The sequence below is a fragment of the Herbidospora daliensis genome (genome assembly GCF_001570585.1).
Taxonomy (GTDB): Bacteria; Actinomycetota; Actinomycetes; order Streptosporangiales; family Streptosporangiaceae; genus Herbidospora; species Herbidospora daliensis.
In genome coordinates this window covers 683,596-707,269 of the sequence record NZ_BBXF01000002.1, presented here as the reverse complement: position 1 = coordinate 707,269, position 23,674 = coordinate 683,596, and the positions used below count along the sequence as shown (strand labels likewise).

Genomic DNA, 23,674 nt, shown 5'->3' with positions numbered 1-23,674 from the left:
ACAACACCAGGGTTTCCGAGCACCAGCACCTCGGAACGCCCATCAGCAGTAAGGCACCCTCGCCGGCCATCGCCAGGCCCGACAGGCAGGGAAGCTGACTTCGGGCCCGCTCGCCAAGGCAGTGACCAGCAAAACCAGCAGCCGCCTCGTCTCGGTCACCAAGACCATCAGCCCGATTCAGGGCAGTTGGCCTAGTAGCCACTTAGGCCCGGTCACCAACGCCCCCTCCGCCTGCACCCGTTCGCGCAGCCCCCGGTCGGCCGTCACCACCAGCACCGTCTCCCACACCGGAGCCTCTCTGACGACCGCCACGATCGTGTCGTCGCCGCTGCCCTCCGCCGACCGGACGTCGATCGGACCCTCCGGCACCCTCGCCCCCCGCGCGGCCCCCTCCACCACCACGACCAGTTGGGGAAAGCGCCGGGTCAGCAGCGGCAGGCCCTCGATCGGGGCGATCACCCCGTCGACGGCCAGGGCGACCAGTTCGGCCAGCAGGCGCGACGTCGCCCCGGCGCGGTCGCGCCACCAGCCGTGTTCGGCTCGTGCGCCGATCACGTTGGCCGCGTCGACCACCACGACCAGCGGTTTCAGCATCTCCCTCACCACTGGCCACGTCTCCGCGAATCCGGGGTGCAAACGCCGCCGGGGGAGTTCGGCCAGGGTGACCCATCGGAGAGCGGTGCTCTCCATGTTCAGGTGGACGGGGAGTTTTTCCACAGCCGTCGCGATCACGGTCTGGTAGGTCCAGCCGCCGTGGTCGTCCAGGTACACGCCCCGCACCCGCAGGGCGTCGCGCGAAAGGGCGGTTTCCTCATGTGCCTCACGCAACGCGCCGGTGATCGCGTCCTCGTGGCTGTCGATCGCGCCCCCGGGGAGCCCCCACGTTCCGCCGTGGTGACTCCACAGGGCTCTTTTCTGCATCAGGACGTAGGAGGCACGCGCCGTGTGGTGCACGGCGAGCAGGCCCGAGGCTCCATACACGCCCCAGTGCTGGTGGCCGCGGCCGCAGTGGGTCCAGCCGTCCCCGTCCTTGGCTGTCATGGGGTCAATGATCGGCTACCACGACTCCAACGGAACCACCGCCTTGGTGTCGAAAAGGACGGTCCCGTCGTCGATCCTGACGACCGTCACATGGGTGACCCACCCTGACGACATCAGGTTCTCGGCCGACTCAAGCGCCAATTCGGCGAAGTGATATCGGTCAACAGATGTGAAATCGGGCGCCGGTCTGGTGCTCTTCACCTCATACCGGTCAGTCGGCCACACCTGCGGTAGTGGGGTCGATCGGTGCCACTGTTGCATCGCTGGTCTTCTCTCTGTCGTGCCTGTCATGTTGACCTGGGGCGCCGACAGAAGTTGACCCTGAGGGCGACGGCTACCGGCTGGTTGTGACGGGCCCGATGGCTGATCGTTATGGACTGGTAAGTCATCCTTCCCGATCCGTCCGGATGAGACGGTTAACGTATGGCTTCTCACCTGCGAACCGCATTCGTCGCCATTCCACGACACGCGGGAGCGGGCTGTCCATAGCACGGCAATCCACGCCCGCCCCTCCCCCGGGAGGGGTGGGCGCTAGGGTGATTTTTCATGATTCGACTCGCTACCACTCTCGCTGTTGCCGTCATCGCCGTCGCAGGGTGCGCGGGAGACGCGGAAACGGCGGCTCCGGCGACGTCAGAGGCAACGACGGCCGCAGTCCAGGCCAGCCCGACGGAGATCACGGTCCCCGCCGCCCCCGAACCTTCCGAAGGCCAGAAGAAGGCTTTCTTCACCGCTTTGGCCTCTGTCGACCCGGCCCTCGCGACCAACCAGGAGAAGGCCCTCACGGTCGGCTCCCAGGTCTGCGAGAAGATCCTCGCCTCACCCGAAGACCCCATGCAGTTCTCCGCGTTCGCCGCCGAGCAGCTCGCGGTGGCGGCCCCGACGGCGGAGGGTTTCGTCGCCGCCGTCGCGGAGTGGTGCAGCCCCGAATAGGAACGTCCCAAAACGACGGCCCGGGTTCCGCCGGGTCGCCGATGCGTCAATATCCGCGGGTCCATGGGCTTGCGGTCCCGGTCCGGCGGGTGGACGCGACCACACCCGCCGGAGCCCGATGGAGGACCGAGGTCACTCCGTGCCTTCCGGAATCTCATCCGCGTGCATGCCGCCCTCGCCGGGAGCGCCCGACAGGTAGGCGTGCTGGTGGCCGTAGCCCGCCTCGACGTTCAGCTGGTCGAGCTGGGTGGCGGCGACCGACCAGGTCGTGACCGCGAGCGTGCGCTGGCGGGTGGCCAGTTCGATGTACGGCGCCCGGTCGGCCTCGGGCAGCTTCTGCGCCGCGGCCAGCAGGTCGACGGAGATCGACAGAGCGTTCACCGCGCTCCGGAAGCCGCCCCGGGCGACGTTGGTCTCGGTCATGCCGCTCGGCGTCTCAGAGTGGCGTTCGACCGCCTTGCGGATGGCCTCCTGCCACGCCGGGACGTCCGGCGGGCCGGGCTCCCCCATGGCGGGCAGGATCTTGTCGAGCTCCTCGACCGTCAGGCGCGCCTGGTCGGTCAGGGTCTTGATCTGCTCGGCGTCCCGCTTGAGGTCGGCGATCTGCATCTTCTCGACCGAGTCGGGACGTCCGACCAGATAACCGATGCCCGCACCCACGGCCAGCACGACGACGAGCAGAACCGCGATGAGGTACGGCTTGCGGGGGGCGGGGGCCGGCGGGGGAACCGGCCGGCGGCTTACCTTGACGGCCATGGGGGTGACGTTACTTCTTCTGCCGACGATCGTCCATCTTTTGTACGTTGGGAATCGGAACCCGGCGGCGGGCCGCGAGGACCCGTACCACCAGACTCACCAGCACCCCCAGCAACACGACCAGCGTGATCCCGGTGCCGAGCAGCGCGCCGAGCTGCTGGTCGGCGGCCCGGTCGGGCACCCAGTCGACGGCGACCAGGGCATACCAGTCCTCGGCCTGCAGCGGCCCGAGCAGCAGCAGCACCCCGACCGCGACCTGCACCGCGATGGCGATCCCGACCAGCTGAATGCGCGTGTACGTGTGCACGGCCCTCGGCAGCGGATCGACGCCCGCCACCACGATGAAGAACACCAGCCCGGCCGCGACCTGGACGACGACCATCGCCACGTGCAGCGCGTGGCTCGACTGGGCCAGCTCGAAGAACCCGAGCAGGTAGAGGAAGACCGGCGAGGCGACGTAACACGCCAGCGCGACGGCCGGATTGGCGAGGAACCTCGGCAGCAGCTCCCGCCCGCCGGCGAGCCCGATCGGCGCGCCGTAGGCCAGCAACGCCGGCACCACCGTGCCGAGCAGCGCGTACTCGACCGAGACGACGGAGAAGACCGCCGGGCCATACGCGGACAATCCACCCGTGGAGGCGTAGAGCAGCACCAGGATGCCCGCGAACCAGGCGACGGTCCGCCCGACCGGCCAGACCTGACGGCGCAGGCCGACCAGATAGGCGATCACGAGCCCGGCGATGCCGAGCAGGATGATCGGGTCGAGCCGCGACTCGGACAACAACCGATCGAAGGAGATCGACGGCAGCACATAGCCGAGGGCCGCGTTGACGTTCGGCACGTCGGTGGTCGTGGGAGGCGCGGTCCGCGACAACCCGACGGCGAGCGCCATGGTCGCCGTCATGATCGCCACCTCGACGGCCGCCAACCGCAGGAAGGGCCGCCGATCCCCGGCAAGCCCGGTCCCCGATTCCGGCCCGTCATCGGCAGACTCGGCTGAGTCCCCGCCCACCGGCTCGTCCTGAGCCGGCTGCGCGGCCCCGGCCTCCAGGCGGGCGATCGTCACCTTCCGGTGCCGCCAGCCGAACCAGCCCAGGACCGCCAGAGCCGCGATCTTGGCGAGCACCAGCAGCCCGTACCGGGACTCGAACAGCGGTGCCAAGCCGCCGAGCCTGACCCACGCGTTGATCAGCCCAGACGCGCCCACCGCCGCGTACGCGCACAACGCCACCGTGCTGAACCGGCGCACCCCCCACACCAGGTCGCGGTCGCGGCGGACGAGCGTCAGCACGCCGTACAAGCCCCCGACCCAGATCGCGGCGGCGGCGATGTGCAGCATCAGGCTCGACACGGCCAGGTTGTGGTCGGCGGCCGAGGCCGAATGGCCGACATACGCGGGGGGCAGGGCGGCGAAGACGGCCGCGCCCAGGAGGACCGGTTCGGCCCCCTTGAGCATCGCGCAGACCGCGATCACCAGGGCGATCATGGCCACCAGCAGGAACGCCTGGCCCTGCGGGATGTAGAGCACGAACGTCTGGAACACCCCGGCGCCCAGGGCCTCGGGGATCGGCAGGCCCAGGAAGTCCGACAGCGTCAGGGCGATCGTGGCCAGGGCGGTCAGCGCCCAGGCCGACGACCACCACACGACCTGCCGCCGCGCGGCGGTGCGGATCGCCTCGTCGCGGGTGAAGGCGACCGACGTCAGCAGCAGGCCGACCGTCGCGACGGCGCAGACGTCGTGCAGCAGCCGGACGAGCGGGAGCCCCCATTCGGTCAGCAGGCCGGGCGAGGGCAGCCCTTCGACGAGCGCGGCGGGACGCCCGCCGCCGTACCAGAGGACCGCGAACAGGACCGTGACCGCCGCGACGACGGTGACGGCCACCTGAGCACGTGGGGGGAACCTCATATCCAGCCTTCCGGGGGGTCAGTCGCCCTTGTTCGGTTTCCGGCGCGTCGCCATGACCACGGCCGCCACCGCGACCACGCCCACCCCGATCGCCAGGATTAGGAACCCGCCGCCGCCACCGGAGTCGGCGTCTTCGGCGCTGCTCTGCGGGGCGACGTCCACCGTCGGCGGCGGCGTGGAGGCCACGACCGGGGTCGGTTCGGCGGAAGCGGAAGGAGTCTCCGCCACCTCCTCGGAAGGTTCAGGAGTCGGGGTGTCCGGAGCGGTCACCGTGAACGGCACCTCGCCCGTTCTGGGGTGCCCGTCGGAGGAGACGATCCGGTAGGCGATGACGTACTTCCCGGCCGGCAGCGGGCCCGACACGGCCTGGATCACCTTGTGGCCGTCGCGCTCCGCCTCGCCCGACGCGTAGTTCTTCTCGTCGGGGCCGTTGACGACCACCTTCGGGAACCGCACGGAGTTGCTGAACTCCAGCACCACCTCGGTCAGGCTCTCGACCTTGGCGTTCTCCTTGGGGTTGCTGCTCTTCAGTACGTCATGCGCCTGCGCCGCCGAAGCGGGCCAGAGCGTCGCGGCCGCCACGAGAATGAGCGCCGCCGTCTTGCGGAAAAGCATGAGAAAACTCCGTCCGATGGAGTCAGGTCACCATTCGACCGGCAGCGAGTCGAGACCGTAGACGATCGCGACCTGGCGGTACGCGGGCTCGCCGGCGAGTCTCAGACCGGGGAAACGCCGCAGCAGGGCGGGGTAGGCGACACGCATTTCCATCCGCGCCAACGGGGCGCCGATGCATCGATGTACGCCGTGACCGAAGGCCAGGTGGGATTTGAGCTCCCGGCGGTTCGGGTCGGCGGTGTCCATGTCCTCGCCGAGGATCGCGTCGCGGTTGGCCGCCGACAACGAGCAGAGCACCATCTCGCCCTTCGCGATCGGCTGCCCGGCGAGTTCGAGGTCTTCCCGGGCGAACCGGGGGAAGGCGACCTGGACGACGGTCATGTAGCGCAACAGCTCTTCGACGACCTGGTCGATGTGGTCGTCGGTGTCGCGTACGAGGGCGAGGAACTCGGGGTTCTCCAGCAGCCAGAGGGTGCCGAGGGCGAGCATGCTCGTGGTCGTGTCGTGGCCGCCGGTCAGCAGGCCGTCGGCGAGACTGGCCAGCTCACGGTCGCCGACGTCGTCTCCGTGTTCCCGCAGCAGCGCCCCGAGCAGACCCTCGCCGGGCGCGCGGCGTTCACGCGCGACCAGTTCGGTCAGGTAGGCCATCGAGTCGTTGATCGACTGGAGCGAAGCCTCCGGCCCGGCCGAGAAGTCGAACCGGTCGGTGGAGAAGCGCAGGAAGTCGGCGCGGTCTTCGTAGGGGACGCCGAGGAGCTCGCAGACGACGAGCGAGGGGATCGGCAGCGCGAACGACGACACGAGGTCGGCGGGGGCGCCGTCCTTCTGGATCAGGTCGAGCTGCTCGTTGACGATGGCGGTGATGCGGGGTTCGAGCCGCCGCAGCCGGTGCATCGTGAACTCGGGCGTGAGCATGCGGCGCAGCCGCGTGTGCTCGGGCGGGTCGCGGAAACCCAGGCCGCCCGGGTCGTCCTGATTCGACCCCATGCCGGTGATGTTGCCGAAGTCGTTGCTGAACCGCGCGGTGTCACCCAGCACGGCCCGTACGTCTTCGTACCGGGTCACCAGCCAGACCGTCGAGCCGCCGGGAATGGTCAGGGGATGGACGGCGCGTTCGGCCCGGATCTGGGACAACTCGGCTATGGGATCCATCCGGTCGCGCAGAAACTGCACAAGCGGAAACTCGGAATCGGACATTACAGATGGTTCCTCATCGTCATGGGTGGAAGGAGTGTGCGGCCTCACCGAGGTGGGCCACGCCCTTCGACAGGATGACGATGGGTGCTCTGCACGACAACCGGCACGACCGGGATGGGCACGCCTGTCACCGAAAGAGGTCGCGGGAGCGACAAGATCGGGACAATCCGGCCGGCGAGCCGGCGCAGCAGCGTGAAGAAGAGCTCCTCGCCCCGGCCGAGCCACCAGGCGGTGACGACGACCGCCCAGACGTGCAGGACGATCATGCTCAGGCTCGGCATGTGCAGGTGCCCGGCGAGCCGTTCGGGCGAGGAGACGTGGAGCACCGAGAAGAGCAGGTGCAGCACCACTTGCATGGCCCCCAGCAGCGGCATGATCTCGCCGGCCGTGCGCTCGCGCGCGGTCAGCGGGAAAGCGGCGATCAGGGCGAGGGCGAAGGCGGCGGACAACCCCGGAGCGGTGACCGACCCGCCGGCGAAGGTGTGGGCGACGGCGGCAAGCCCCGAACAGACCACGGCGAACACCGTGGCACGCGCGAGACGAAAGGGCAGCGCCGCAGACATAGCCCCGCAATCATCGCACGCGCACCACCCATCCGGCTGCCCCAGCCGATCAAAGCCGGCGCGAAACCGGAGGACGGCTGAGCCGTTCCTATCGGGCCGCGAGCCCGTCGAAGGCCGCGATCGAGCGGGCGAAATCGTCGGGCTCCGCGAGAACGACGCCGAGCCGGGGGTCGTAGGCGGTCAGGCCGGTCGCCCGTTCGACGATCTGGCAGACCTCGCGCAGCTGGGCGGCGCCCTCGCCGGCGGGCGGAACGGGCGAGGTGACGGTCCACCGGCCGAGGTGACAGGTCACCATGAGACCGGTGGACAGCTGGGTCACCTCGCAGTCGAGCAGGTCTTCTGACACCACGCCGAGCACGTCGCGCACCGCGACGGCGACGGTCGACCAGATCGCGTAGTCGACCGTTTCCGGGGCCTTCTCCTCCGTCGCCGCATGGGCGTCGGGCCACGACTGGCCGGGCTCGCGGCGCAGGAAGCTGATGCCGTAACTCATACGAACACGTTATCGACCGGCACCGACAAAACCCGGGCTCACCTATACAGCAGCCCGAACGCCCCCCGGACGATCGCCAGCGCCTCGGTCGCCGCCGCCACCTCGGGGATGACCTTCTTCTCGTCGACGGCCTCGACCACCACGACCCCGACCTTGTTCTGGTCGGAAACGGCCAGGAAGCCGAGCGTCAGCACCCCCGGCTCGGAGCCGCCCTTGAACCACACCGTGGGCCAGGTCTTCTGGTCGAGCCCGAGCCCGGCGTCGTTGGCGCCCATGATCTCGTCGAGTTCGGGCCCGCCGAAGCCGTGGAGGCTGACCAGGGCGCGGCACATGTCGGTGGGGCTGCCGAACCACTCGATCGTGGTGACCTCGCGAGGGCTCGTCCACACCTCGACCTCGCTGGTCGGCACCTTGTCGACGGTGTCCTCGAGGTAGGCGCGGCGGTCGCGGGCCTTGAGGAAGCCCTCGGCGTACTTGGGGTAGTCGGCGCCCTTCAGGACGAACAGTTCGCGGGTGGTCAGCAGGGGGATGTTCTTGTCGGCGTTGGACGACCAGGCGCGGATCACGGCCTCCACGGACGGTTTGCCGACGCGGTCGATCAGCAGGTCGGTGGCGGTGTTGTCGCTGATGGAGATCATCAGCTTGGCGGCCTCCTTGACCGTGACCTTCGAGCCGTCGGGACGGTCTTGCAGCTCGCCGCTGGGCAGGCTCTTCTTCGCGTCGGTGATGGTCAGCTGGTCGCCCCAGGACAGGCGGCCGGCTTTGACCTCCTGGGCGACGGCGCCCAGGACGTACAACTTGAACATCGAACCGAGTGGACGGGCCCGGTTCGGCTCGATGCCGTGGACGGGCTTGCAGTCCTGACCCGCGGCGAGGAAGCCCGACGGGGCCGCGGTCGCGAGGCGCTCGTCGATGTCGCCCCAGCTCGCGGGGGTGGGCGCGTCGGCCGGGGAGATCAGCAGGCCGGCGATCTGCCCGGCGGGATCGACCGACATGCTGAGCTTCGCCTGGTTGCCGCCCGACTCGACCAGCGCCACCAGGTCGGTCTCGGTGGCGCGCTGGATCTCGACCACGCGCAGCCCCTTGAGCTGCTTGCTGACCTCGTTGATCTGGTCGGCGGGCACCTGTTTGACGAACGACGGCGCGAAATGCCGATTGATCTGGTCGGCGGGGATGGGCAGCGAAGACAGGGCGCCCAGATACCAGGTCAGCTTCTCGCCGACGGGGCTGTCGGGAATGGGCGCCGCCGCCTGCGACGTCGCGACGGGCGCGGCCTGTTCGGCCGTCGCGCACGCGCTGAGCAGCAGCGCGAATGGAAGCATGAGTCGTGCGAGCCTCACGGCATCTCCCCCGATCGATGAGCCGGTGCCGTTCTCGGATACCCGCAGTGACGAAAAGTCACCCGTGCCCGGGGGTGAGATGCGCGAATCCCCGGCCCGCTGAGCGCGGACCGGGGATTCGGACGAACAACCGCTAGTCGGTGCCCGCCTCCATAGCGGCGGCGTCGAGGAGTGCGTCGTCTTCGGACACCTCGCCGCGCGAGGCGATGGCCTCGGCGCCGCCCTCGGGCATCGCGCCGATCAGCTCGGTCGGCGCGGCCTGCAGGGCGATCAGGTCGCCGTGGGCGCTGCCGACCATGCCGAGACCGGCGTACTGCTCCAGCTTGGCGCGGGAGTCGGCGATGTCGAGGTTGCGCATGGTCAGCTGGCCGATGCGGTCGAGCGGGCCGAACGCGGAGTCCTCGGTGCGCTCCATCGACAGCTTGTCGGGGTGGTAGCTGAACGACGGGCCGGACGTGTCGATGATCGAGTAGTCCTCGCCCCGGCGCAGCCGCAGCGTGACCTGGCCCGTGACGGCGGTGCCGACCCAGCGCTGGAGCGCCTCGCGGAGCATGAGCGCCTGCGGGTCGAGCCAGCGGCCCTCGTACATGAGCCGGCCGAGACGGCGGCCCTCGTTGTGGTAGCTGACCAGCGTGTCTTCGTTGTGGATCGCGTTGACGAGACGCTCGTAGGCGGCGTGCAGCAGCGCCATGCCCGGGGCCTCGTAGATGCCGCGCGACTTGGCCTCGATGACGCGGTTCTCGATCTGGTCGGACATGCCCATGCCGTGGCGGCCGCCGATGGCGTTGGCCTCCAGCACCAGGTCGACCGGCGAGGCGAACTCCTTGCCATTGATCGTGATCGGCCGGCCCTGCTCGAAGCCGATGGTCACGTCTTCCGCCGCGATCTCGACCGACGGATCCCAGAACCGCACGCCCATGATGGGCTCGACGATCTCGATGCCGGTGTCGAGGTGCTCCAGCGACTTGGCCTCGTGGGTGGCGCCCCAGATGTTGGCGTCGGTCGAGTAGGCCTTCTCGGTGCTGTGGCGATAGGGCAGGTCACGCTGCTGAAGCCACTCGGACATCTCCTTGCGCCCACCGAGCTCGTGGACGAAGTCGGCGTCGAGCCACGGCTTGTAGATGCGCAACGACGGGTTGGCCAGCAGCCCGTAGCGGTAGAACCGCTCGATGTCGTTGCCCTTGTAGGTCGACCCGTCGCCCCAGATCTGCACGCCGTCGTCGAGCATCGCCCGGACCAGCAGGGTGCCGGTCACCGCGCGCCCGAGGGGCGTGGTGTTGAAATAGGTGCGGCCACCCGACCGGATGTGGAAGGCCCCGCAGGCCAGCGCCGCGAGCCCCTCTTCGACCAGGGTCGCCCGGCAGTCGACCAGCCGCGCGATCTCCGCGCCGTATTCCTGGGCCCGACCGGGCACCGAGGCGATGTCGGGCTCGTCGTACTGCCCGAGTTCCGCCGTGTACGTGCACGGGACGGCCCCTCGCTCGCGCATCCACGCGACCGCGACGGAGGTGTCGAGGCCACCGGAGAAGGCGATCCCGACTCGTTCACCGACAGGGAGGGAATTCAGCACCTTGGACACAAGCAGAACTATACACACCCATGCATGACCATGCAATCAGGCTCGCCACCAGGCGTCGCAGGTCGAGTTGCAGAATCTGCGACACGAGATGCACCATGAGGTGTGGCATCGCATCGAGCACCTGTTCCCCTGTCGGAGATCGATCGGCAGTTCCTGGAGGCCATCCGCACCCCCGGCAGTCCCGAGAACCTGGCCGTCGAGCAGCTCGCGGGCACCGCCCTGGGCCCTGAGACCTCCACCGCGACAGCCCTGCACACCCTCGTCGACGTCGCCAGGAAAGCGGTGCTCAACGAGGTGATGGTCACGGGTTACGCCGCCCTCGCCGCCGCCCAGACCGAAGAAGACCACGCGCACCGGCGCGCCGCCCGCCGCCGCACCGCCGAGGTCTCCCGCGACTGATGCCTGACAACGGCGCATACCCCCTGAGAGGCAGGGTCTACATGGCCGACCTGGGAGAGGAGTACGGCGAGAAGCCCTACGTCATCGTGAGCAACAACGCCCGCAACCGCGCGCTACCGAGTTATCTGGCCGTCCGGATCACCACGTCGCCGAAACCACCATTGCCGAGCATCGTCGAGCTCACTCCGGAAGATCCACTGGCGGGCCGCGTGCTCTGCGACGACATCGTGATCCTTTTCGAGGAGGATCTCCACCGAGACCTCGGCGGCCTGAGCCTCCAGACGATGCTGCGCGTAGGCCAGGGCCTGAGACACGCACTGGCCCTCTGAGCACAGGACGGACGATGGCCCGCCAGGCACACCCGCCAACCGAATTCGAGCAGCGCCTGATCACCATCGCGAGCGAACACGGGTTCGACCTCACACGGGATCCGGTCATGTACTACTTCGAGCTCGAGCGCGACGGCGTGACCGTATATCTCGATCGACAACGATCCAAGAGGCAGGTCATCGCAGTGTTCCTGCATCCCGGAACGGCGATCGATCGCTTGCACGCCATCAACGGACTCGACGTTCCCGTCAGGACCGTCCACGCCGCCGGCATGAGCCGGTTCCCGAAGAAGATCAACAAGGGTACGTCGCCGAGCAGCTACGGATATTCGGTCGTGTGCGCCGATCTCACCTCGTACGGCCGGCTCTTCGAGGTCCTACCCGAGTGAGGTGGCCTGAGGGCCCTGGGTAAGGGGCTCTCATGGGAGTCGATTCCGGGCGGCCGCATGTCATCGGTCTCGTGGCGCATCCGCGTAATCCCGTCGCCGGTTCTGTCGCGCTGATCAGGGAGTTCGCGGCGGCTCGTGGTGCGACGCTGATCGCGCTGGAGGGCGATGCCGGCCGGCTCGGGGGCGATGTCGTGGCCGTCGGGGCCGAGGAGTTCGCCGAGCGGGCCACCGCCGTGGTCAGTCTCGGGGGTGACGGGACCATGCTGGGGGCGATGCGCCTGGTGGTGGGGCGGGGCACGCCCGTCCTCGGGGTCAACCACGGCAACCTCGGGTTTCTCGTCGAGGTCTCGCCCGCGGAGTTGCCGGCCGCGCTCGATCGGCTGACCAGGGGCGACTTCATGCTGGAGCCCCACAGTTGCCTGATGGTCGACGGCGTGGTCGCGTTCAACGACCTGGTCGTGACCGGGGCGCGGCAGTGGGCGACGGTCAACGTCGACCTGTCGGTCCATGGGATCCAGCACGGCTACTACCGGTGTGACGCCGTGGTGGCCTGTACGCCGACCGGGTCGACCGCCTACAACTACGCGGCGGGCGGGCCGGTGTTGTCTCCGTCGGTGCCCGCCCTCGCGTTGACGCCGGTCGCGCCCATGACGGGCATCGACCGGACGGTCGTCTTCGGGGCCGACGACGAGATGCGGCTGACCAACCGGTCGGAGGAGCCGGCCCGGGTGCTGCTCGATGGCGTACACACCCGGGATCTCGGCGTTGCCGATGGGCTGGGGGTGCGGCTGCACAAGGACGCGGTGAACCTGGTGCGGTTCGACGCGGCGGCGCACGCCCAGCGCACGCGGGTCAAGCTGAGCCTGCTCGATCTGCCGTTGCGGCCCGACCAGCTGCTCGAACTCGTGCCGGAGGAGCTGCGGGAACGGGCTCAGCGCCTGCGCAGCAGGTAGGTGTCCATGATCCAGCCTTTGCGTTGTCTCGCTTCGGCGCGCAGTTCCCTGATCTTCGGGGACACCTCGGCCACGGGGCCGGCGACCAGGATCTCGTCGGGGGTGCCGAGGTAGGCGCCCCAGTAGATGTCGAAGTCGTCGAGTCCCTCGAAGGCGAGGCGGGCGTCGAGCATGATCACCATGTCGTCGGCGCTCGGGCCCTCGTCGGCGAGGCGGCGGCCGGTGGTGAGGTGGACGGGGCGGGCGACCCGCGTCAGGCCGATCCGGTGGCGGGCGGTGAGGGCGGCGACCGCGCTGATGCCGGGGACGACCTCGATCTCGATGCCGGGCGGCAGTCCTTCGAGGGCGGCGAGCGTGCTGTCGTACACGCCCGGATCTCCCCAGATCAGGAACGCCCCGGTCTGGCCCTCGCCGAGGGCCTCGTCGATCATCTGGTGGTAGAGCACGCCCCGGCGCTCGCGCCAGTCTTCGACCGCTTCGGCGTAGGCGGCGGCGGTGCGGTCGCGTTCGGGGTCGGTCGCGGTGACGATCCGGTGGGGCTCGCGCGCGTGGTCTTCGATCATCTGGTGGCGCAGATCGGTCAGGTCGCGCTTCTCCGCACCCTTGTCGACGATGAAGAAGACGTCGGTGGCCGCGATGGCCTTGACGGCCTGGAGGGTGAGATGGTCCGGGTCGCCGGCGCCGATCCCGATGAGGAGGAGGCGTTTCACACAGACGAGTGTGTCATCGGGTCGCGGCGGCGATCACCCGGGTCAGCGCCTGGTGCAGGTCCTGCAGCTCGGCGACGTCCATGCCGAGGCGTTCGACGATCGTGGCGGGGATCTTCTCGGCCTCGGCGCGCAGCGCCCGGCCGCTGTCGGTGAGGGTGACGGCCAGCGAGCGCTCGTCGGCGGTGCCCCGCCGACGCTCGACGAGCCCGGCCGCCTCCAGCCTCTTGAGCAGCGGCGACAGGGTGGCCGGTTCGAGTTGCAGCAGCCCGGCGAGGTCTTTGACCGACAGCGGCGCCCGCTCCCAGAGCGCCAGCATGACTAGGTATTGCGGATGCGTGAGGCCCATCGGCTCCAGCACCGGCCGGTAGAGCGCGATCACCGAGCGGGAGGCGACGGCCAGGGCGAAGCAGACCTGGTTCTCCAGAGACAGCGGATCCATTTTCGTCGCCCCCTAATAGTTAGTACACTAAATGTTAGTGCACTACCCGACGGAGGATGGCCATGATGCGAAAGCCCCTGGAAGAGCGGATCGCCGACCGCCAGGCGAAGCGCCCGCCGTTGAAGGACGACAAGACCTTCGAGCACGGCCCGGCGAAGTGGCTGTTCGTCGCCTTCATGGTGTTCGTGGTCCTGATCCACCTGGTCGGGCTCGTGATCGTGATGGCGATGGAGACGTGATCAGCCCTGCGCGGGGATCCAGCCCATGCCGACCGACAGGATGACGAACACTCCCAGGATGATCCGGTAGATCACGAACGGGGTGAACCGGTGGGTGCTGATGTAGCGCAGGAACCACGCCACCGCGGCGTACCCCACGAAGAACGAGATCACCGTGGCCAGGATCGTCGGCCCCCACGCGGGCGCCTGACCCTCGCCGATCTCGAACAGCTCCAGCCCGCCCGACGCCAGCACGGCCGGGATGGCCAGCAGGAATGAGTACTTCGCCGCGTCTTCACGCCGGTAGCCGAGCAGCAGACCCGCGGTCACCGTGCCGCCCGAGCGGGAGACGCCCGGGATCAGCGCCAGCGACTGGGCGAAACCGTAGCCGAGCGCGTGCTTGAAGTTGAGGTGGGTCTGCAACGACAGCGTGTTGCGCGCGGTGTGGTCGGCCCACCAGAGGATGAGCGCGAAGACGATCAGGGTGACGCCGACGATGCGCAGGTCGCGGAAGACCGTCTCGATCTGGTCTTTGAGCACCAGGCCGAGGATCGCGATGGGCAGCGTGCCGGCGATGATGTACCACCCCATGCGGGCGGCCCAGTTGTCGCGCAGCGACTTGTCGAACAGCGAGCGCGTCCAGGTGGAGATGATCTCCCAGAGCTCTTTGCGGAAGTAGATCAGCACGGCCGCCTCGGTGCCGAGCTGGATCACCGCCGTGAACGCCGCTCCCGGGTCGGGCCAGCCGGCGAACGCCGACACCACGCGGATGTGGGCGCTGGAGGAGATCGGCAGGAACTCGGTGAGCCCTTGGATCAGCCCGAGAATGACCGCTTCGAACCAGCCGATCACGACTGCACCTTTCCTCTGTTCAAAGGGTGGAGCGGCCAGGCTAGCGGATCACCACACTCAAGACGACTGCCCGTTTTATGGTGATTCGTCACGTTTAACTGGGCACGCTTCCCTCAGACGACAAGGGGGAGTCCATGGCCACCACCGTGATCGAGCACGTCCTCAACCGCCTCCGGGACCTCGGCGTACGCCACGTCTTCGGCGTCCCCGGGGACTACGCGTTCCCCGTCGACGACGCGATCGTGGCCCACCCCGACGTCGAATGGATCGGCAGCTGCAACGAACTCAACGCCGCCTACAGCGCCGACGGCTACGCCCGCGTCAACGGCGTCGGGGCCGTCTGCACCACCTACGGCGTCGGCGAGCTCAGCGCGATCAACGGCATCGCCGGGGCGTACGCCGACCATCTGCCGGTGTTCCACCTGGTCGGCATGCCGAAGATGCCCGTACAGGCGCATCGTGCGCTGGTCCACCACACGCTCGGCAACGGCGAGTTCGACCTGTTCCGGCGCATGTGCGAACCGGTCGTCTGCGCCAGCGCGATCTTCACCCCGCAGAACGCCGCCGCCGAGATCGAGCGGCTGATCGGCGCCGCGCTCTACCATCGCCGCCCGGTCTACCTGGCCTTTCCCGCCGACATGGCCTCGATGCCGATCGTCAGCGAGGCCGCGCCGCTGCCACCTCCGGCCAGCGATCCGGCGCAGGTCAGGGCCGTCGTCCAGGCGATCACCCGGATGCTCGGCAAGGCCGAGACGGCGTGCGTGCTGCCCGGTCTGCTGACCGTGCGCGCCGGGCTGGGCTGCGAACTGCGTTCCTTCCTGGACGCCACCGGCCTGCCCTTCGCCACGATGGTCGCCGACAAGGGCATCCTCGACGAGGACGACCCGGCCTTCGCCGGCATGTACGACGGCAAGCTCATGAACGAGAGCGTGCGCCGCTTCGTCGAGGACGCCGACGCCGTCGTCATGATCGGCGCGCTCATGCACGACTTCAACAGCGGCGCCTTCACCGCCGACCTCGACCCGGCCAAGGTCATCGACATCCGCCACCACCACACCCAGGTCGACGGCCTGACCTACCAGAGCGTCGAGATGAAGGACCTGCTGCCCGCCCTGGTCAGCGACCTGCCCGACCGGAACTGGCCCATGCCCGGCACCGACCTCACCCGCATGGACCAGGTCCGCGGCAGCGGACAAGACCCGATCACCGCCGAGACCCTCTACCCGCGCTGGGAGTCGTTCCTGAAGCAGGGCGACATCCTGGTCGCCGAGACCGGCACCCCGTCGCTCGGCATGGCCTTCGCCCGCCTGCCCGAGCACGTCGCCTTCGAGAACCAGACCATGTGGGGCTCGATCGGCTGGGCCACCCCCGCCGCTGTCGGCGCGGCCTTCGCCGCCCCCGACCGGCGGGTGGTGCTGATCACCGGCGAGGGCTCGCACCAGCTCACCGTCCAGGAACTGAGCGTCTTCGGCCGGTACGGCCTGCGTCCCGTCGTCTTCGTCCTCAACAACCAGGGCTACCTGATCGAACGCCTGCTCTGCCGCGACCCCGACAGCGCGTACAACGACCTCGGCCAGTGGCACTACGCGGAACTGCCCGCGGTCTTCGGCTGCGAGGGATGGCAGATCGCCAGGGTGACGACCCTGCGGGAACTCGACGAGGCCATGGACGCGGCCCAGTCGGCGAGGGGCGGCTGCTACATCGAGGTGGTCACCGACACATACACGGCACCGCCCCTGGCGGAACAACTCCACGCCAACACCGACACCCTCTACTCGGGTCTGATCACCCGACCGGCCTGAGGGTCGTAACAGATCAGCCCGTTGCGCTTGGCCAGGGCCACCAGGGTGGACGCGACTTCGGCGCTCCTCTTCCAGGAGATGCACGCGACGAGGAACCCGGGACCGGTGAAGAGCTCGGCCGTCCAAGGGCAGGTCTCGAGATCCTCGTCGGACGTCAGATCGGGATATACGGCGACAACCTGTTCGCGGAACGTCTCCACGGCCGGTACGTCCGGCACCAGGCCGGATTCCTCCTCGAGGAGGCGGTTGTAGATCTCCGCGGCGTGGGCGACGTCGATGTCGTCAGCGGCGTGCCAGAAGGCCAGATCGAAGCTCATAGGCGACCGTACAGGTGCCGCAAAGCTTGGTCCAAGTTCATATAAGGCCAGTTCAGCACAGTTATTCTGACATTTCTGGCACTGAACGGGTGATGGCATTGAAATCAGCTGACAGTGTGCTCGGAGGTGCGACCCCGGCAGTCGCCGTCGTCGACGGCTCGGGCGCGGTGATCGGCTGGACTCAGGCCGCCGAAGAGCTCACCGGTTACCTCGCCGAGGACATCTTCGGCCGTCCCATCGGCACGCTCCTCACGCGTGACGGCCACGCCGGCGCCTTCTCGCCCCGCAAGGGGATGATGGAGGTGCGGCGGCGGGACGGCCGCGTGGTGATCGTGCGGGCCGACGCCGCGCCGCTCACGCTGGGCGACGACAGCCGGGGGAAGTCCTGGTTGTTGTCGGCGATCCCGCTGACCATCGACCTGTCCACCGACACCGGCGCCCTCCTGGAATCGCTCATCGGCAGTTTCCCCATCGCCATGGCCATCTGGGACAAGGACCTGCGCTGCGTCTGGTTCAACGAGGCGGCCGAGCAGCTCCGCGACGGCTACCCCTACTACCGGATCGGCCGATCCCTGACCGAGGTCATCCCGGGCGTCGACAACGAGCGCGTGCGCGACGCCGTGCGTGAGGTCCTCGCCGACGGGCGTCCCCTGATCGACCGGGAGGCCCACTGGTCCTACGGGACCGAGGAACGGGTCCTGTCGATCTCCCTGCTGCCGCTGACCGGCGCCGACGGCCGCACGCTGGGCGTCTGCTCGGTCGCGCTCGACTTCAGCAACAGCAAGGCGCGCGATCATCTCGATCTCCTGCGCCAGGCGGGCGTCCGGCTCGGCAGCACTCTGGACGTCATGAGCACCGCCCAGGAACTCGCCGAACTGGCCATCCCGGTGCTGGCCGACTTCGTCACCGTCGACCTGCCGGAGGAGATGCTCCCCGGCACCGAGCCGCTCCGGCGCCTGGCCACGGCCGAGGCCGGCATCCCCGCCTTCCGGCGGGCGGGCGTGGCGTCGATCCACGAAGGCGCCCCCGAGTCGCTGTGGGAACGCGGCGAAGCCGTCTTCGTACCGCCGAGATCGCCGTTCACCGAGGTCCTGCACTCCCGCCGCTCCCACTTCGAGCCCGTGCTGGACACCTCGCCCGGCACCTGGCTGGAGCTGGACCCCGGCCGCTGCCGGATCATCCACGCCACCGGCATGCACTCCCTGATCGTCGTCCCTCTTGAGGCCCGCGGCGACGTGCTCGGCGTGGCCGCCTTCGCCCGCACGTCCAACCCCGCGCCGTTCAGCAAGGACGACCTGCTGGTGGCCGAGGAACTCGTCACCCGCGCCGCACTCAGCCTCGACAACGCCCGCCAGTACACCCGCGAACGGCTGACCGCCCTGGCGCTCCAGCGCGACCTGCTCCCGCACCACCTGTGCGGCGGCGACGCCGTCGAGGTCGCCTCCCGCTACCTGCCCTCCGACACCCACGAGGGCGTCGGCGGCGACTGGTACGACGTCATCCACCTCCCCGACGCGCGGTTGGCTCTGGTCGTCGGCGACGTCACCGGCCACGGCATCAACGCGGCCGCCGCCATGGGCCGCCTGCGGACGGCCGTACGCGCCCTCGCCTATCTGGACCTGCCACCGGACGAGCTGCTCACCCACCTCGACCACCTCATGACAGAGGACGCCCTCACCCCCGACGCCATGGGCGCCACCTGCCTGTACGCCGTCTACGACCCCCTGACCGGCTGCTGCACCATGGCGACCGCAGGCCACCCGCCCCCCGCGATCGTCACCCCGTCGGGCGAGGTGACGTTCCCGCCGCTGCCCCCCGGCACCCCGATCGGCGTGGGCCTCGGCACCTTCCAGAACTGCGAGCTGCACCTGCCCACCGGCACGCTGCTCGCCCTCTACACCGACGGCCTGATCGAGACGCGGCAGGCCGACCTCGACGCCGGCATGAAGCGACTCGGCGACGTCCTCACCCTCGCGACGCGGGAATCGGCGACGCTGGAGCAGATGTGCGCGACCGTGATCGACTCCATCGTGGGCGACGGCCCGGCCGAGGACGACATCGCCCTGCTCATGGCCCGCATTCAGATCCCTTGACGCAGGCCCGCCAGAGAACGGCGTGGGAGGCGTCGGGTCCCACCGCGTAGACCTCCCGAGTCCCCGGCCGCCAGGCCAGGGAACGGACCTTCGGTGCGGTGCCGGGTATGCGATGGCGGGTCCAGCGGGCGCCGTCGAGGTGCCAGAGCTGGTCGGGAAGGCCGACCACCCAGAGCCCGCCGGCGCCGTCGGGCTCGGCCTCGCGGAAGCGGATCATGTCCCCGGCGGTGGAGGTGACCGGCCCCCAATGGCAGGTCCAGGCCGTTCCGTCCCAGTGCATGGCCAGGGGGTGGCCCTTCTCCAGGGGCTCGTTCTCCTCGTCGTACTCGCCGAAGACGAGCCACGCGATCCCGCCGACGGCCCAGACGTCGTCGGCGCCGACCACCACGACGTCGGTGAGGGACACCGTCGTGCCTTCGGGCCGCTCGAAGGCGGGGGTGGCGATCTGACGCCAGCTCCCGGACTTCCATCGCATCGCCGCAGGCGGATGGAGTTCCCCGCCGACCGCCCAGATCTCGCCGTCACCGGCTCCCAGGGCCGCGACCCCCACGGGGAACGGGTGCTGGCGCCACCGCCCTCCCGTCCCTGAGACCGCCACCTTGCCGTTGACGGCCCAGACCTGCCCGTCGACGGCACGAACCCCGGTGGGGGCCAAGCCGACGTCTCGTGCGGCCGGTTCGGGCAGCGGTTCCGCGCGCCACTCACCGTTCTCGAAGGTGGCCGCGTAGCCGGCGATTTCCTTGGACGATTTTCCGTTGGAGACGCCGAACATCCACGCCTGGTCCGCGGAAGCCGCCGCGATCGCGATGTCGGACTGGACGTGTGGTGGGCGGGCCAGGGGAATATGGGAGGTCTCCCATCGGGAACCGTCCCAGCGGCGCACCCCGCCGTCCCTGATCACCACGGCGCGGCCCTCCTGTTTCTCGCTGGAGAAACTCGACCACAACGCCCCGTCGGGGGCCGCCGCGAGCAGCGACATGGACCCACGGGCCTCGTCCACCCAGACGTTTCGCCACGCCGTCTCCACGTCGACGGCCCGGAAATCGTCGACGTCCTCGGCCGGGAGCTCGCAGTTCACCGACGCGGCCTTGATGGGCGGGATCGGCGTCGTCGCCGGGGCCTTCTGGACGGGTTCCGCCGGCGCGGGCACACAACCGGCGACCAGCACGACGATCACGAGGAGGGGGGCCGGTCTCATCCCGTCTAAGCTACGCGGCATGCAGCTCGTGTTCGACTGTGCCGACCCGGCCATGTTGGCCGCATTCTGGGGCAAACTGCTCGGCGTGCCGCCGGTCGACCGGGACCCTTCGTGGTCTTATGTGGACGGACCCGTGCGGATCGCCTTCCAGCGTGTGCCTGAGCCCAAGATCGGCAAGAACCGCGTCCACCTGGACATCGACGTGAGCGACGTCGCCGCCGCGGCGGCCATGGCCGTAACCTGGGGCGCGGCGGAGAACGGCCCGCTGCAGACCGACGCGCAGGGCGCGTTCCAGGTCATGCGCGACCCGGAGGGCAACGAGTTCTGCCTGACCCAGCCACCCTCGTGACGGCGTCGGGCTACGCCGGCCTTCGTGGTGGTCACGATGCGAACCGGCTCAGGTCTCGAAATAAATAGCCCGGCGCTATTGAGGGTGAAAATTTCAGCTCCTGCGGTCCAGACCGTAAATGCGCGCCACCGCTGGTCACGCCTGGGAAGCGTCACCGATGATTCGATTGATATTCGTGAGGCCGATCCCAAATGGCGTCTGCTGGACGACCCAAGATCGCATATGTAGCCTCCGGGCGTTCCGTCACTCCTGAATAGACGAGGTGTGAATTGACCAAACGCCCGAGGGGACGTCGCCTGACGACATCGATCGCCTTCGCCTTCATGGCACTGGCCGCCCTCATCCTCCCCGCCACCCCCGCCCACGCCGCCTACGGCCCCGACCAGTCGGTCTGGGTGCAGGTGACCGCCAACGACGGCTCCGGCATGCCGCTCGCCCAGCTGCAGGGGACCATCGCGTTCGACGACTCCAACACGAAGTACCGCTACTCGCTGAGCATCTGCTGGCAGAGCGGCGCCTACCCCCAGCCGTCCGCCGTCATCGTGGTGAACGGATCCTCTGGCAGCTACCCCATCTGGTCGGGCTCCAGCTCGGCCCCGGGATGCCAGCAGGTGGCGCTGTACAGCTCTGAGGTCAACTTCGGCAGCGCCGTCTACAACCTGCGCTTCGACGTCACCGCCGGCTGGTTCAGCAGGACGAACGGCCAGTACATGAGCCGCACCAAGAGCAGCGGCACCTACGACAACCCCTTCAACTGATCGACCGGCCGGGCGGCGAAAAGGGCCGCCCGGCCGCGCCTCAGGAGGTTCGGCGCCGGACCAGATAGGCGGCGGCGGCGAAGAGCGCAAAGGCCAGTCCGAGGTAGAGGCCGATCTCGATGATCAGCATGATCGGGTAGCGGTCGGCCGGGTGGTATTCGGTGTAATGCCGCAGGCCGTGTTCGGCCAGGTAGCGTTCGAGGGCGGCGCCGCCCTCGCGGACCGTGTCGCCGTCGTACACCTGCTGGAGGATCTTCCTCTCGTCGCCGTCGGATAGCCGGTTGCCTGCGGTGGTGATGAGTCCTTCGTCCACGACCCAGGCCGTCGGAGGCAGCGCGTCGGCGGCCTTCTGCGCGTCGGTCCTGACCAGGGGGCTCAGGTAGTGGGGCCGGAGCGTCTCCTCCAGCGTGATGCGCACGGTGAGGTAGACGGCGAGGGTCAGGCCCATGGCGATCACGGTCCGGCGGAGCAGGACGCCGGCGAACAGGCCGAGAGCCAGGGCGAACAGGGTGAGTGCGACCAGGCCCGGCGACACGGTGAACGCGGCGGTGCGCATGGGGCTGCTCATCGCGTCCAGGGGCCCGCGCCACCAGGTGAACAGCACAGAGCAGGCCAGCGCCAGAACGGCCGCCGCGGCGCCGACAACGGTCAGTTGCGTGAGGAGCCATCGGGTGCGGGAGACGCCCTGGGTGAACGCGAACCGCCACGTACCGTTCTCGAACTCCCTGGCCAGCAGGGGCGCGCCGACGAAGGCGCCGATCAGCGCGGGCAGGAAGGTCACCCAGATCATCCGGTTCCCCCACTGGCCGTAGTGGGCGGTGAACTGGTCGAGGAGCTGCGCGCACCCCGCGCGGGCTTCGGGATCGGTGAGGCAGGCGGCGATCCCGGCGGCGCGGTACTCCTCGTGCATGGCGAAGCCGCTGACGAGGGTCGGGACGGTGACGGCGGCCAGCAGGAACAGGCCGGTCAGCAGGGCGGCGCGGTGCTGGCGCCAGGTTACCCAGAGCACGAGTCAGTCCTGCCCTTCGAGGTAGGCGAGGACGAGTTCCTCCAGGTTCACGGGATGGGCTTCCCATCGGGGATGGGTGGGCGCGGTGGCCGGTTGGCGTACCAGAAGATGGCTGTTGCGCTCGCCGTGCGTGGCGGTGACCAGACCGTCGAGGGCCGCGTCGTCGACGCGGGGGCCGGTCAGGACGCGGTGCCCGGCCAGCAGGTCGTCGATGTCACCGGCCAGGCGCACCCGCCCGCCGCGCAGCAGGACCATGTGGTCGCAGATCCGTTCGAGTTCGGTGACCACATGGGAGGAGAGCAGGACGGTGACGTCGGTCTCGGCCACCGCGGCGATGAGGGTCTTCATGAACTCACGGCGGGCCAGCGGGTCGAGGCTGGCGACGGGCTCGTCCAAGACCAGTAGGCGCGGCTGCTTGGCCAGCGCGAGAGTGAGCGCGACCTGGGCCTGCTGACCACCGGAGAGACGGCCGGTCCTGCGGTTGAGCGGGATGCCGAGATCTCGCAACCGGCCTTCCGCGCCCGCCTGGTCGAAGCGGGTGTTTGTCTTGCGGCAGTAGCGCAGCATCTCGGCGACGGTGAACCCTCGGTAGAGCGGATGGTCCTGGGCGACGAACCCGACCTGGGACAGGGTCTGGGGGCGCCCCGGCTTCAGGGGCGTGCCCAGCAGGGAGACGGAGCCCTCGGTGGGCGGCATCAGGCCGATGGCCAGGTGGAGCAGGGTCGTCTTTCCCGCGCCGTTGGCCCCGACGAGGGCGATGATGCGGCCTGCGGGCAGCGACAATGTGCAGTCGCGCAGCGCCCAGTGACGGCCGTAGCGCTTGCCCACACGATCGATCTGAACAGCGACGTCACTGCTCACGCCGTCTCCCGGCGCCGCTCGTCGTCCATGACCGCGTCGACCATCGCGCGCACCTGTTCGGGGGCCAGCCCCGCCTCCCGCGCGTCGGCGAACCACTGCCGCAACCTGCCCGAAAGCCGCGCGTAGGTCGCGGCGGGCACCTGCTCGATGTTGCCGGTGACGAAGGTGCCCTGCCCGGCGCGCGCCACGGCCAGCCCGGCGTGCTCCAGCTCGCGATAGGCCTTGGCCACGGTATTCGGATTGATCACCACCGCGGACGCGACCGCCCGCACGGTGGGCAACTGGTCGCCCTCCTGAAGGTGGCCCAGCAGAAGGCCGCGACGCACCTGATCGACCAGCTGGAGATAGGCCGGTACGCCTGACCGGTCAAGCACTCGGAACGCGAACACGCACGACCTCCATGACAGCATGTCTCAATGTACTAGTGAGATAGTACACAGAAGCATGCCTGCAAGGCCCAGGAACCAGGTCAGGCGATGTGGTCAACGGTCTCTGATCAGCCGAAAAGGAGGGCTGGAATCGACATAAGCCCATTTTCCAAGCTAGGCGGAGAACCCACGAGGCACGTCACCATC

At 69.1% G+C, this 23,674-nt stretch carries 27 protein-coding genes; 10 read left to right on the top strand and 17 right to left on the bottom strand.

All coding sequences use genetic code 11. From position 1 onward, the window contains the following. Positions 1-177: 177 nt before the first annotated feature. Positions 178-1,041, bottom strand: a complete 864-nt coding sequence (locus AW274_RS09685; RefSeq protein WP_062430708.1) for an NUDIX hydrolase — start codon at positions 1,039-1,041, stop codon at positions 178-180. Between the two features lie 735 nt (positions 1,042-1,776). Here AW274_RS09685 and AW274_RS40125 point away from each other — a divergent pair. After that, entirely contained in the window at positions 1,777-1,974 is a 198-nt protein-coding gene (locus tag AW274_RS40125; protein ID WP_062341885.1) for a hypothetical protein, read from the top strand. Between the two features lie 132 nt (positions 1,975-2,106). Here the strand turns inward: AW274_RS40125 and AW274_RS09670 are convergent, their stop codons facing one another. The 8 genes from AW274_RS09670 to argG all read right to left on the bottom strand — a co-directional run bounded on the left by AW274_RS09670 (position 2,107) and on the right by argG (position 10,423). Continuing rightward, positions 2,107-2,730 carry a hypothetical protein gene (locus AW274_RS09670; RefSeq protein ID WP_062430705.1) on the bottom strand — a complete coding sequence of 208 codons (624 nt, stop codon included), beginning with the start codon at positions 2,728-2,730 and terminating at the stop codon, positions 2,107-2,109. 10 nt (positions 2,731-2,740) lie between these two features. Next, on the bottom strand, positions 2,741-4,612 hold the full coding sequence (locus AW274_RS09665; RefSeq protein WP_062430704.1) for a bifunctional copper resistance protein CopD/cytochrome c oxidase assembly protein: 1,872 nt from the start codon (positions 4,610-4,612) through the stop codon (positions 2,741-2,743). Between the two features lie 42 nt (positions 4,613-4,654). Then, positions 4,655-5,251, bottom strand: a complete 597-nt coding sequence (locus AW274_RS09660) for a copper resistance CopC family protein (RefSeq protein ID WP_062430703.1) — start codon at positions 5,249-5,251, stop codon at positions 4,655-4,657. A gap of 27 nt (positions 5,252-5,278) precedes the next feature. Beyond that, complete coding sequence (locus AW274_RS09655; protein ID WP_232320056.1) at positions 5,279-6,424, bottom strand: cytochrome P450; 1,146 nt, start codon at positions 6,422-6,424, stop codon at positions 5,279-5,281. A 68-nt stretch (positions 6,425-6,492) separates the two neighbouring features. Further along, the gene (locus AW274_RS09650) at positions 6,493-6,963 is read right to left on the bottom strand and encodes a hypothetical protein (RefSeq protein ID WP_157519956.1); all 471 of its coding nucleotides are present in this window, start codon (positions 6,961-6,963) and stop codon (positions 6,493-6,495) included. Between the two features lie 136 nt (positions 6,964-7,099). Then, the gene (locus AW274_RS09645; RefSeq protein ID WP_062430700.1) at positions 7,100-7,504 is read right to left on the bottom strand and encodes a hypothetical protein; all 405 of its coding nucleotides are present in this window, start codon (positions 7,502-7,504) and stop codon (positions 7,100-7,102) included. A gap of 38 nt (positions 7,505-7,542) precedes the next feature. After that, positions 7,543-8,844 carry a serine hydrolase gene (locus tag AW274_RS09640; RefSeq protein ID WP_157519954.1) on the bottom strand — a complete coding sequence of 434 codons (1,302 nt, stop codon included), beginning with the start codon at positions 8,842-8,844 and terminating at the stop codon, positions 7,543-7,545. A 133-nt stretch (positions 8,845-8,977) separates the two neighbouring features. Next, on the bottom strand, positions 8,978-10,423 hold the full coding sequence (gene argG, locus AW274_RS09635; protein ID WP_062430698.1) for an argininosuccinate synthase: 1,446 nt from the start codon (positions 10,421-10,423) through the stop codon (positions 8,978-8,980). A 102-nt stretch (positions 10,424-10,525) separates the two neighbouring features. Here argG and AW274_RS09630 point away from each other — a divergent pair, with 102 nt between their 5' ends. The 4 genes from AW274_RS09630 to AW274_RS09615 are packed head-to-tail and all read left to right on the top strand — an operon-like array spanning position 10,526 to position 12,493. Next, positions 10,526-10,822, top strand: a complete 297-nt coding sequence (locus AW274_RS09630; RefSeq protein WP_062430697.1) for a hypothetical protein — start codon at positions 10,526-10,528, stop codon at positions 10,820-10,822. After that, a complete protein-coding gene (locus tag AW274_RS09625) occupies positions 10,822-11,151 on the top strand; it encodes a type II toxin-antitoxin system PemK/MazF family toxin (RefSeq protein WP_062430696.1) in 330 nt (109 codons plus the stop codon). Before AW274_RS09630 ends, AW274_RS09625 begins: the two co-directional genes overlap by 1 nt. Positions 11,152-11,165: 14 nt before the next feature. Beyond that, positions 11,166-11,540, top strand: coding sequence for a hypothetical protein (locus tag AW274_RS09620; RefSeq protein WP_062430695.1), 375 nt, complete (start codon positions 11,166-11,168; stop codon positions 11,538-11,540). 32 nt (positions 11,541-11,572) lie between these two features. Further along, on the top strand, positions 11,573-12,493 hold the full coding sequence (locus AW274_RS09615; protein ID WP_062430694.1) for an NAD(+)/NADH kinase: 921 nt from the start codon (positions 11,573-11,575) through the stop codon (positions 12,491-12,493). Here the strand turns inward: AW274_RS09615 and cobF are convergent. Next, positions 12,472-13,203 (bottom strand): precorrin-6A synthase (deacetylating), encoded by a 732-nt coding sequence (gene cobF / locus AW274_RS09610; protein WP_062430693.1) that lies wholly within the window; start codon positions 13,201-13,203, stop codon positions 12,472-12,474. The two genes, AW274_RS09615 and cobF, sit on opposite strands and share 22 nt — an antisense overlap. Positions 13,204-13,216: 13 nt before the next feature. After that, positions 13,217-13,642, bottom strand: coding sequence for a MarR family winged helix-turn-helix transcriptional regulator (locus AW274_RS09605; protein WP_062430692.1), 426 nt, complete (start codon positions 13,640-13,642; stop codon positions 13,217-13,219). A 62-nt stretch (positions 13,643-13,704) separates the two neighbouring features. On the opposite strand from AW274_RS09605, the gene AW274_RS41195 reads away from it, so the two are divergent. After that, on the top strand, positions 13,705-13,881 hold the full coding sequence (locus AW274_RS41195; protein ID WP_198169112.1) for a hypothetical protein: 177 nt from the start codon (positions 13,705-13,707) through the stop codon (positions 13,879-13,881). On the opposite strand, the gene AW274_RS09595 is transcribed toward AW274_RS41195, so the two are convergent. After that, on the bottom strand, positions 13,882-14,712 hold the full coding sequence (locus tag AW274_RS09595) for an undecaprenyl-diphosphate phosphatase (RefSeq protein WP_062430690.1): 831 nt from the start codon (positions 14,710-14,712) through the stop codon (positions 13,882-13,884). A 134-nt stretch (positions 14,713-14,846) separates the two neighbouring features. Here AW274_RS09595 and AW274_RS09590 point away from each other — a divergent pair, with 134 nt between their 5' ends. Next, complete coding sequence (locus AW274_RS09590) at positions 14,847-16,514, top strand: alpha-keto acid decarboxylase family protein (protein ID WP_062430689.1); 1,668 nt, start codon at positions 14,847-14,849, stop codon at positions 16,512-16,514. On the opposite strand, the gene AW274_RS09585 is transcribed toward AW274_RS09590, so the two are convergent. After that, positions 16,484-16,831: a hypothetical protein gene (locus tag AW274_RS09585; protein ID WP_062430688.1), complete on the bottom strand. Its 348-nt coding sequence runs from the start codon at positions 16,829-16,831 to the stop codon at positions 16,484-16,486. The two genes, AW274_RS09590 and AW274_RS09585, sit on opposite strands and share 31 nt — an antisense overlap. A 116-nt stretch (positions 16,832-16,947) precedes the next feature. Here AW274_RS09585 and AW274_RS09580 point away from each other — a divergent pair, with 116 nt between their 5' ends. Next, the gene (locus tag AW274_RS09580) at positions 16,948-18,924 is read left to right on the top strand and encodes a SpoIIE family protein phosphatase (RefSeq protein WP_198169111.1); all 1,977 of its coding nucleotides are present in this window, start codon (positions 16,948-16,950) and stop codon (positions 18,922-18,924) included. On the opposite strand, the gene AW274_RS09575 is transcribed toward AW274_RS09580, so the two are convergent. Next, on the bottom strand, positions 18,899-20,122 hold the full coding sequence (locus AW274_RS09575) for a hypothetical protein (RefSeq protein ID WP_157519952.1): 1,224 nt from the start codon (positions 20,120-20,122) through the stop codon (positions 18,899-18,901). The genes AW274_RS09580 and AW274_RS09575 overlap by 26 nt on opposite strands. A gap of 19 nt (positions 20,123-20,141) precedes the next feature. On the opposite strand from AW274_RS09575, the gene AW274_RS09570 reads away from it, so the two are divergent. Together AW274_RS09570 and AW274_RS09565 are read left to right on the top strand one after the other, a co-directional pair. Further along, positions 20,142-20,471, top strand: coding sequence for a VOC family protein (locus AW274_RS09570; protein ID WP_062430686.1), 330 nt, complete (start codon positions 20,142-20,144; stop codon positions 20,469-20,471). A 323-nt stretch (positions 20,472-20,794) separates the two neighbouring features. After that, positions 20,795-21,229 carry a hypothetical protein gene (locus tag AW274_RS09565; protein ID WP_062430685.1) on the top strand — a complete coding sequence of 145 codons (435 nt, stop codon included), beginning with the start codon at positions 20,795-20,797 and terminating at the stop codon, positions 21,227-21,229. Between the two features lie 40 nt (positions 21,230-21,269). Here AW274_RS09565 and AW274_RS09560 read toward each other — a convergent pair whose 3' ends face one another. From AW274_RS09560 to AW274_RS09550, 3 genes are read right to left on the bottom strand one after another with little or no spacing between them, the layout of a single operon-like run. Next, complete coding sequence (locus AW274_RS09560; RefSeq protein ID WP_062430684.1) at positions 21,270-22,238, bottom strand: ABC transporter permease; 969 nt, start codon at positions 22,236-22,238, stop codon at positions 21,270-21,272. 3 nt (positions 22,239-22,241) lie between these two features. Continuing rightward, complete coding sequence (locus AW274_RS09555; RefSeq protein ID WP_062430683.1) at positions 22,242-23,099, bottom strand: ABC transporter ATP-binding protein; 858 nt, start codon at positions 23,097-23,099, stop codon at positions 22,242-22,244. Continuing rightward, positions 23,096-23,488, bottom strand: coding sequence for a GntR family transcriptional regulator (locus AW274_RS09550; RefSeq protein ID WP_232320054.1), 393 nt, complete (start codon positions 23,486-23,488; stop codon positions 23,096-23,098). Before AW274_RS09550 ends, AW274_RS09555 begins: the two co-directional genes overlap by 4 nt. Positions 23,489-23,674 lie beyond the last annotated feature (186 nt).